The sequence below is a fragment of the Bifidobacteriaceae bacterium genome, from assembly GCA_031281585.1.
GTDB lineage: Bacteria > Actinomycetota > Actinomycetes > Actinomycetales > WQXJ01 > JAIRTF01.
Window position 1 is genome coordinate 1 of the sequence record JAITFE010000074.1, and the last position, 8,764, is coordinate 8,764.

At 68.8% G+C, this 8,764-nt stretch carries 7 protein-coding genes; 4 read left to right on the forward strand and 3 right to left on the reverse strand.

From position 1 onward, the window contains the following. Positions 1–169: 169 nt before the first annotated feature. Both LBC97_08845 and LBC97_08850 read right to left on the reverse strand, forming a co-directional pair. On the reverse strand, positions 170–895 hold the full coding sequence (locus LBC97_08845) for a response regulator transcription factor (protein ID MDR2566145.1): 726 nt from the start codon (positions 893–895) through the stop codon (positions 170–172). A 7-nt stretch (positions 896–902) separates the two neighbouring features. After that, entirely contained in the window at positions 903–1,979 is a 1,077-nt protein-coding gene (locus tag LBC97_08850) for a histidine kinase (protein ID MDR2566146.1), read from the reverse strand. 194 nt (positions 1,980–2,173) lie between these two features. Between LBC97_08850 and LBC97_08855 the strand changes: the two genes are divergently transcribed. From LBC97_08855 to LBC97_08870, 4 genes are all read left to right on the forward strand, one after another. Next, positions 2,174–3,109 (forward strand): ABC transporter ATP-binding protein, encoded by a 936-nt coding sequence (locus LBC97_08855; protein MDR2566147.1) that lies wholly within the window; start codon positions 2,174–2,176, stop codon positions 3,107–3,109. Between the two features lie 2 nt (positions 3,110–3,111). After that, a complete protein-coding gene (locus tag LBC97_08860; protein ID MDR2566148.1) occupies positions 3,112–4,281 on the forward strand; it encodes an ABC transporter permease in 1,170 nt (389 codons plus the stop codon). Further along, entirely contained in the window at positions 4,268–5,494 is a 1,227-nt protein-coding gene (locus LBC97_08865; protein MDR2566149.1) for an ABC transporter permease, read from the forward strand. Before LBC97_08860 ends, LBC97_08865 begins: the two co-directional genes overlap by 14 nt. A 421-nt stretch (positions 5,495–5,915) precedes the next feature. Next, entirely contained in the window at positions 5,916–7,448 is a 1,533-nt protein-coding gene (locus tag LBC97_08870; protein ID MDR2566150.1) for a sugar porter family MFS transporter, read from the forward strand. 27 nt (positions 7,449–7,475) lie between these two features. Here the strand turns inward: LBC97_08870 and LBC97_08875 are convergent, their stop codons facing one another. Then, positions 7,476–8,414, reverse strand: a complete 939-nt coding sequence (locus LBC97_08875; GenBank protein MDR2566151.1) for a cation diffusion facilitator family transporter — start codon at positions 8,412–8,414, stop codon at positions 7,476–7,478. Positions 8,415–8,764: the final 350 nt, after the last annotated feature.

The following is an 8,764-nucleotide window of genomic DNA, read 5'->3' on the forward strand; positions in this document are numbered from 1 at the left end:
ATCAACTCATTCGTGGGCGGTCTGCGGAGGCGCATAGCGGGCGGGCAGGCCGAATTGACATGTGGGCGGCGGCATCATAAGTATTTCCACGCAGAAATACCTATGAATCAAGCCAAACAAAGAAAATAGCAGAATCTTGGCGGCTCGAAGAACCCCCAGCCGTCCGCCCCTACCGGCCGCCGGTCAGATGCCAGATCGCCAATTGGGTTCGGTTGCGGAGGCTCAGCTTGGTGAGGATCGCGCTGATGTGGTTGCGAACTGTCCCTTCGGACAGGTACATACGCCCGGCGATCTCACGGTTGTCGAGCCCCTCCGACACGAGAGCCACGACCTCGGCTTCCCGGTCGCTCAACTGGTCGGCGCCGGGGGCAGGCCTGCCAACCGCGGGCACCGGCGAACGGGTGGACCCGGCGGCGGGCGGCCACACGGCATCGGCGGCCTTTTCGCTGGCAGACCCGGCGCCGGCCGCCGCGCCCGGCCATGGGCCCGTGAACAGCGCGTCTATGCGTCCCACGACCTGTTCGCCCAGCACCGACTGTCCGGCCAGGACGCTGCGCAGGGCCGGGGCGATGGCCGCGACCTGCTGCTTGATCAAGTAGCCCTTCGCGCCCATGCGGAGGGCGGCGACTATGTACTCGTCGTCGGAGAAAGTGGTCAGGAACACGATCCTCGCCGCCCCGTCCCCCGCCAGGATGGCGCGGGCGGCGTCAAGTCCCGAGGTTGCGCCCATTTGGATGTCAAGCAGCAGGATGTCCGGCTTGACCTGCTCATACAGGCGGACCGCCGAAGGGGCGTCCGCCGCGACGCCGCAAATCTCCAAGTCGGCCTCCGCCCCCAGGATGGTCGAAAGGGAGTCGGTGATGATCGGGTCGTCGTCCACAATGGCGATGCGCATGGTCTCCTCAAATCCCGGGGTTGGCGGTCGGGGCGGCGCGCGGGATGGACACGAAGACGCGGAATCCGCCCTGGTGGGAGGTCGCGAACACGCCTCCCAGGGCGCGGGCACGCTCCTCCATGGTGGCCAGCCCCATCCCCCGCCCGGCCGGTCCGGAGCCAGGGCGCGTGCCGTTGTCCTGCGCCACCAATTGGTAAATGCCCGGGTGGGCCACCACCGCGAGCCTCAGTTCGGTCGCGTCCGAATGCCTCAGGGTGTTGGCGACCGCCTCCTGGGCCACGGCCCAGAAGCATTGCGCCACCTCGCCCGGCAGTTCGCCCGCGTCATAGTCCACGGCCAGCCGCAGTTCGGTGCCGTCCGCCAGCGTCTCCAGCCGCGTTCCCAGGTCGAGCGCCGCGTCCCGCAGGTCGTGGACGGCCGACCGCACCGCGTCCAGCGCGCTGTCAAGCGTTTGGCCCAGCGGCGCCAGTTTGGCGGCCAGTTCCGGCTCGCTCACCCGCAGCGCCTCGACCTGCAGCAACGAGCGGGTCAGCAAGTGGCCCGTGGTGTCGTGGATTTCACGGGCGATCCGGGCGCGTTCGTCCAGGGTCGCCAGACGAAGGTTGGACTCCTCGCGCGCGGCCAAGTCGCGGTTGGCCCGCCGCATCCGGTGGCTCGCCTCGGAAAGCTCGTCCCGCAGCCGCCGGTAGCGCTCCAGCCGCGCCTCCGCCCGCCCGGTCCGCCCCGCCAACACCACCGCGATCACTATGAACACGGCGCACGGCCCCCAAACCGTCCAGTTCACGCGTCCCACAGTCCCAACCACGGGCACGATGCCGACCGCCCACCACCCGCTCCCCCGTCGCGCCAGGTCATACGCGGGCAGGGCGCACCAGGCCGCCAACGGCGGCCACATCAGCGCACCCAGGCAGAACGCCACGTCCAACGCGGCCGCGAACCGGTCCCTGGGCGCGCGGAGCTCGCCCAGGATCGCCAAGAGGCAGGCCGCCAGCCCGGCCACGACCGTCCAGCCGACCATGGGCCAACCGTTGGCCGCGACCAGGCAGAGCGCCAGCACAATAGCCTTGTCCGCCACGCGCTCCACCCGCCCATTATGGCGTCCCGCCAGGCTCTGGGGCCGGCAGGAAATGGGGACGGTACCTGTTTCCGGCTCGCCGGAAACAGGTACCGTCCCCATTTCCTGACAAATGTCATGGGCCGGGGTGAGCCTTGGCACTGGTCCCGTGCCATCCGCAGTTGCACAGTGGTGGGGATGGCGGTTGGACGGAAAGGGCGGGCATGGACGTTGTCGAGGTAACCGGGCTGGTCAAACGGTACAAAGAACTGGTCGCCCTGGACCATTTCGACCTCAAGATAGCCCAGGGCGAGATCTTCGGCCTGCTTGGGCCGAACGGCTCCGGCAAGACCACGGTCATCAACTCGATCCTCCAACTGTTGACGGTGGACGCGGGAACCGTGGAGCTTTTCGGGGAGCCGATGTCCCCCACCCGCTACGACCTCAAGCGGCGGATAGGCATGGTCCCCCAGCAGGTGGCCGTGCTGCCCGAATTGACCGCGTGGGAGAACGTCGACTACTTCTGCTCGCTTTACGTTTCCGACAAACGCGAACGCGCCGACCTGGTGGCCCAGGCGATCGAGTTCGTCGGCTTGGGCGACTTCGTCAAGTTCCGCCCCAAGAAGCTGTCCGGCGGGCTGCTGCGGCGCCTCAACATTGCCTGCGGGATAGCCCACCGGCCGGAGTTGATCTTCTTCGACGAGCCGACCGTGGCGGTGGATCCGCAGAGCCGCAACTCCATCTTGGAGGGCATCCAGCGGCTCAACCGCGAGGGCGCGACGGTTGTGTACACCAGCCACTACATGGAAGAGGTCGAGCAGCTCTGCACGCGCATCATGGTCATGGACGCGGGCCGGTCTGTGGCGAGCGGCACAACCGCGGAGCTCAAGGCGATGGTGGGGCTGGGGGAGCGAATCGAGATCGAACTGATCGAACCGGCCGACCAAGTCCTGGACGCGGTTCGCGCCCTCCCCCAGGTTCAGCGGGCGGCCATGGCCGGGGCGACCCTCAAGGTCGCCTGCGCGCGCGGGGACCACAACCTGACCCGGGTGGTGGAGGCGCTCACACGGGCGGGGGTCGGCTTTGGCCGCGTCTACTCCGAGCCCCCCACCCTGAACGACGTGTTCCTTGAGATCACAGGCAAGGAGCTAAGGGACTGAGCATGCGCGCCACCTTTGTCTACACGCTCAAAACCGTGGTCCGGGAAACCTCGGTGCTGGAATGGGCCATCATCTTTCCGCTGGTGCTGTACACGCTGTTCTACGTCATGTTCGCCAACTTGGATTCGGTCTACCAGGCGCTCGCGGCCCCGGTTGTGGTGGTCCAGGACCAGAACTTCGAGGACGCGCCGGGCTTGGCGGAATTGATAGACGCGGTGGCGGGGCAAGACCAGCCTTGGCTTGACCCGACCTATGTCGATTCGGCGGCCGAAGCCGCCGAACTGGTGGACCAGGGCGGTTACTACGGTTACATCGCCGTGGACGCCCAGGGCGCGCTCCGCTACGACCGCGACTGGCGCGAATACGGTTCGACCGACCCGGGGCACGGCATTGTCGAGGCCATCTGCAGCGGCTACCTGCAAAACGTCGCGTTGATCCGGGACCTTGCGGCCGCCGACCCGGCGGCCGTCTCTAACCCCGCGCTCATGGAACGCTTGGCGACCGCCCCGCAATTCACCAAAGCGGTCCAGCTGACCGCGAACCGGCCGAGCGACTCGGTCCGCTACTTCTACGCGGCGATGGGGTTCGCGGCCTTCCAGGCGGGCAGCTTCGCCTTGGTCGCGATGGGGCGGCTCAAGCCCAACGTCTCCGCGGTGGGCGGGCGGCGCACCGTGGCCGCCCTGCCGCGCGGCCGGCAGATTGCGGCGTCGCTGGGCGCCAGCTGGGTGCTGGCTCTCGCCACCTTGCTGGTCGGCTTCGCCTATCTACGCCTCGCGCTCTCGATCGAGTTTGGCGGCAAAGAGCTTGGCGTCGTGGCCACCTTGGCGGTGGCGTCCTTGGTCGCCACCGCGGTCGGCGCGGCCATGGGTTCGCTGCCGATCCGCGCGGCGGCCGCCAGCGGGCTGGCGGCGGTGGTCGCCTGCGCCCTGTCATTGTTCGCCGGGCTTTACGGCCAGGGCAGCCAAGACCTGGGCGACCTGGTCGCCGAGCACGCCCCGTGGAGCGCTTGGGCCAACCCGGTGCGCCAGGTCTACGACGCGCTTTTCTCGCTCTACTGTTACGACACCTACGGCCCAATGCTCCGCATTTTGGCGCAATTGGCCGTCCTCGGCCTGGCGGCGGCCGCCGTGGTCTTCCTGGTCAGCCGGAGGCAACGCTATGAACATCTGTAAAACCGCGCTGCGAGTGATCGTGCGGCATCCCGGTGTGGTGGTCAACGCTCTGGTGATCGGGCTGATGGGCGTGTTCGTGATGAGTTCGTTCACGTCCTCCGTGGCCGAGGACCTGAGCCGTCCACGCCCCAAGACGGCCGTCATAGACCACGACAACTCGGTGCTCTCACGCGCCCTGGCCGGCTTCTTGGAGGAGCGGGGCGAGCCGGTCCGCACAGGGCAAACCAAACGCGACCTACAGGACGCCGCGGCCAAGAACGAGGCCGCCTACATCCTGGTGATTCCTGCGGGCTTCGAGAGGGACTTCGCGGCCGGGGTGCGGGCGGACGCGGAGACGCCGCTGCTGGAAACGGTGGTGTCCCTGGCCGCCGCCCAGGGCCGCTACATGGAGCAGCTGACCAGCGGCTATCTGCGGGCTGTCCGCGCGGGCCTGATCGCGGACCCGGACGCCGGCATGAGGAGCTTGACGGATCAGGCGGACCGGGTGGCGGGGCTGGAGGTCCAACGCGGGGTTGTCCCCAAGGCAGGCCAGGTCGTCTCCACCACCACTTTCCGCTACTACATGCGCTGGGCCGGTTATCCGCTCACAGTCGGGGTGATCGCGCTGAGCGGCTATCTCTTCCGGGCTTTCGGCACCGGCGAGGTGCGGCGGCGAAACCTCGCGGCGCCCGTTTCCGGCACGCGTCTGGCCGGGCAGATCGGCTTGGCCGTGGCGGTCGTGGCGGTCGGCATCTGGGCTTGGAACCTGGCTTTGGGCTTCGCCCCGACAACCGGGGGGGTGGACGCCCTGGACGGCGACCCGGGCGGGTTCGCCGTGGCCGCATTGGCCCTGCTCCTGTTCGCGGCGGTGCCCCTGGCTGTCGGCTTCCTCGCCGCGCAGACCGGCATGGGGATGGCGGGCATCACAGCGCTGGCGAACATCTTGGGCCTGGTCTTCGCCTTCCTGGGCGGCGGCTTCATGGACGATTCCTTCTCACTCAGCCCCGGCGTCCAAGCCTTCGCCCAGTTCATTCCCTCCTCATGGCACAGCCGCGCCATCGACGGGGTGTTCGGCTCCATCGACGTGGCCGCCGGGTCGTGGGGCGCCGTGGCCGCCGCGCTGGGCGTGGAACTTCTCTTCGCCGCGGTCATCGCCGCCGCCGGGCTGCTGGTGGGTCGCCTCCGCCTCCAAACCGCGGACGCCGGCGGCAACTACGCCGACGATTCGGAGTGACGCCGCCGCCGGAACAGGCCCGGTCGGCACGGCGAGCCAGCGCCCGGACCGACAACACGCCCGGTGCCGCCAAGCGAGAAAGCGGCATCGCCGGCCGGTTACCGGGTGATCCGGTTTGGCACCCGGACCCACAACGCGAACGATGCCGTCGACCGAAAACACGGCATCGTCCGCCGGTTCCGAGACGGTCCGGTGGGGCGGCCGGGCCGATGCCGTCGACCGAAGACACGGCATCGTCCGCCGGTTCCGAGGCCGTCCCGTTGGGCGGCCGGAGCGACAACACGAGCGGCGCCGCTATGTGAGAAGACGGCATCGTCCGCCTGCTCCGCGGCTGTCCGGGTGGGCGGCCGGCCGTCCATCATTTAGGCATCTGTGCGTGCCGGGGACGGGCCGGGGCGCGATGAGGCAAGGATTGGGCGCCATGTCCGTTGACTCAGCCACACATCCCCCCACCGGGCCGCCCAGTGGCGCCGCCCAGTTTCCGTCCAAACGAGCCCTGAAACGCCTGGTGGAGCAGACGCCGCCATCGGGAAAGCGCAGGTCACTGAAGGTTGTGGCCGGGGTGGCGACCTTGGGGTCGCTGCTGTTCGGCTACGACACGGGGGTCATCTCCGGGGCGCTGCCGTACATGCAACTGCCCCGTGCGCAAGGGGGCCTGGACCTGGGCCCGGCCCAGGAAGGCATGATCGGCGGGGTCCTGCTGATCGGCGCCGCCTTCGGCGCGATCCTCGGCGGCCACCTGTCCGACAAACGGGGCCGCCGCCACGGCATCCTTGTGATGGCCGGGGTCTTCCTGTTCGCGGCGCTGGGCCAAGCGCTCGCGCCGAACCTCTACGTCATGTACTGCTTCCGGTTCGCGTTGGGGCTGGCCGTGGGCGGGGCCTCCGCCACCGTCCCCGTCTACCTGGCCGAAACCGCGCCCAAATCCAAACGCGGCACCATGGTCGCGGTCGACCAGTTGATGATCGTGACCGGGCAGCTGCTGGCGTTCGCCGCCAACGCGGTGATCGCCAACACCGTGCATGACACCACCGCGTGGCGCGACATGCTCGCGCTTTGCTCAATCCCGGCCGTCTTCCTGTGGATCGGCATGAGCCGCATGCCGGAATCCGCCCGCTGGCTGGCCGCCCGCGGCGACTTCGCGGCCGCGATCGGGTCGCTGAAACGGGTGCGGCGGATCGGAACGGACGGGATCGCCCGCGAAATGGGGCACCTGGTCGACGCGAGCGCGGAGGCGGCCAACCTGCCCCGCAGCGGCTGGGGTTGCCTCCGGGTCCGCTGGATCCGCCACGTGGTGCTGGTCGGAGTGGGGATCGCCGTGCTGCAGCAAACCACCGGCATCAACACGATCATGTACTACGCGCCCAAGATCCTGATGGCGACCGGACGGGGCGGCACCGCCTCCATCACAGCCCAAGTGGCGAACGGGGTCATTTCCGTGATCGCGTCCGCCTGCGGATTGTGGCTGGTGGCGCGGCTGCCGCGCCGGCGCATGCTGATTGGCGGCCAGGCCGGGATCATTGTCTCGCTGACCGTCCTGGCGCTTGTGTTCTGGACGGGCGTGCAGCCGCACCTGTTGGCGAACGGCGACCCGGACCCGAACAGTCCGCCCGCGTTGGGGGCCTCCTACGCGGTCCTCGGCGCGATGATGCTGTTCTTGCTGTTCAACCAAGGCCTCCAAGCGCCCGCCAACTGGGTCCTGCTGTCGGAGATCTTCCCCATGTCGATCCGGGGCTTCGGCATGGGTTTGGCCGTCTTCTGCCTGTGGGTCGCCAACGCCGTGATCACCGGCGTTTTCCCGGTCATGATCGCCGCCTTGGGCGGCGGGCCGACCTTCGCCATCTTCGCCGGCATCAACGTGCTCACGATTGTGTTCTCGATCATCTTTGTCCCGGAGACCCAGCACATGAGTTTGGAGGAATTGGAACGCTATTTCAGGAAACGGTATTCCTGATTTTGTGGCGCTTGCGGGGGCTTGTGCCTACCGGTGCATTCCGGCCGGCTCGGAGTGTTCCGCCGGTTCGATCTGGAAGGTCGAATGGGTCAAATCGAAATGGCCCGCCAGGCAATCCGACATTTCGTCCAGCAACTCATGGTAAGCCTTCGGGTTGAACCGCTCCGGTTTCACAACCACGTGCGCCGTCAGCGACTTCAAACCCGAGGTGATGGTCCAGGCGTGGAGGTCGTGGACCGACAGGACGCCCGGCAGTTCCTCAAGGTGCTGCCGCAACTCCTCTAGGTCCACGTCCTCCGGGGTGGCCTCCATGAGCACCCGAAGCACGTCGCGCGCCAGCGCGTAGGCGCGGGGCAGGATCGCCAGCGCGATCACGAGCGAGGCCACCGCGTCTGCCCGCATCCAACCCGTCCACGCGATCACCGCCGCGGACGCGATCACCGCGACCGAGCCCAGCGAATCCCCCATCACCTCCAGGTAGGCCCCGCGCACGTTGATCGACTCCTTCGCGCCAGCGCGCAAGATCAGCAGCGACACCACGTTGGCCACCAGGCCGATCGCGGCCAGGATCAGGACCGGCCCGGCTTCGACTTCCGCCGGTCGGAACAGCCGCCCGACCGCCCCGACGCCCACCCCGACCGCTATCGCCACCACGATCAGGGCGTTGCTGAGCGCCGCGAGCACCTCGACCCGTTTCAACCCGTAGGTGCGCTTGGGCGTCGGCTCCGTCCCCGCCAGCGCTGACGCGACCAGCGCGAACACCAGCCCGATCGAATCCGCGGCCATGTGCCCCGCGTCCGCCAGCAACGCCAACGAGCCGGTCCACACGGCGCCCGCGACCTCCACCACCAGCACGGTCCCGGCCATGCCCAGCGCCCAGGCCAGCCGTCGCCTGTTGCCGGCGGCCCGCTTCGAGCCGCCGGAATCCCCGCCCGCCGCCGGCAAGTGATCGTGCGAGTGCCCCATGAGCCCATTGTCGCACCGGCCTTCCACCCGGAGCGGCCCCGCCGCGAAACGGCCGCCCTGGTCTGCTCCCACCGGCCGCCTCGCGCCCGGCCCTCCCCCAAAGCCCCGGGCCCGATGCCGTCCGCCCACCCGCCGCCATTTGTCCCGTCTCCGCCCGCTGCCAGCCGAGGCCTGACGCGGGGGCGACCGGACGGCATCGGGCAAGTCCTGAACTGAGGCGAACCCCGTTCGGCGGATTGGCGCTGGTCCACCGCGTGCCGTACCATGGCCGGTGGTCCGGCCCCCATCGTCTAGCGGCCTAGGACTCCGCCCTTTCACGGCGGCAGCACCGGTTCGAATCCGGTTGGGGG

Coding starts and splice junctions, on each gene's coding strand:
- LBC97_08845 (MDR2566145.1), bottom strand. CDS start 895: ATGCGCATCGCCATTGTGGACGACGACCCGATCATCACCGACTCCCTT.
- LBC97_08855 (MDR2566147.1), top strand. CDS start 2,174: ATGGACGTTGTCGAGGTAACCGGGCTGGTCAAACGGTACAAAGAACTG.
- LBC97_08860 (MDR2566148.1), top strand. CDS start 3,112: ATGCGCGCCACCTTTGTCTACACGCTCAAAACCGTGGTCCGGGAAACC.
- LBC97_08865 (MDR2566149.1), top strand. CDS start 4,268: ATGAACATCTGTAAAACCGCGCTGCGAGTGATCGTGCGGCATCCCGGT.
- LBC97_08870 (MDR2566150.1), top strand. CDS start 5,916: ATGTCCGTTGACTCAGCCACACATCCCCCCACCGGGCCGCCCAGTGGC.
- LBC97_08875 (MDR2566151.1), bottom strand. CDS start 8,414: ATGGGGCACTCGCACGATCACTTGCCGGCGGCGGGCGGGGATTCCGGC.